General features: G+C 65.1%; 1 pseudogene. It reads right to left on the reverse strand.

Annotated elements, in window-relative coordinates:
• Positions 1-327, reverse strand: a pseudogene (locus EN846_RS35530) (MBL fold metallo-hydrolase); the annotation flags it as partial.

Genomic DNA, 327 nt, shown 5'->3' on the forward strand with positions numbered 1-327 from the left:
GGGCAGGATCCGCTCGAACTGCCAATCGGACATGCGCTCGAGGTCGAGCAAGTGCGCCGCCAGGCGTTCCGGTTCTGAAACATAAGTGATGGAGTCTTCCAGCGTGTCGCCGGCCAAAAGCAGGCCGGCGTCAGGCATCAGCAGCACGGTGCCGTCATGGCTGTGGATTTCGACCTGACGCAGTTCGACCGGGATCGCTCCGACCGTCAGGCGGAGGCTGTCCTCGAACGTCCTGTTGGGCAGCACCAGCGGCTTGATCGGCGGATTGCCGCCCTCGATCTCGGCCCGGCCGCGTTCGAGCGCCGAGGCGGTGAGGGTATTGGCGAT

This window comes from Mesorhizobium sp. M4B.F.Ca.ET.203.01.1.1 (assembly GCF_004791025.1).
Taxonomy (GTDB): Bacteria; Pseudomonadota; Alphaproteobacteria; order Rhizobiales; family Rhizobiaceae; genus Mesorhizobium; species Mesorhizobium abyssinicae.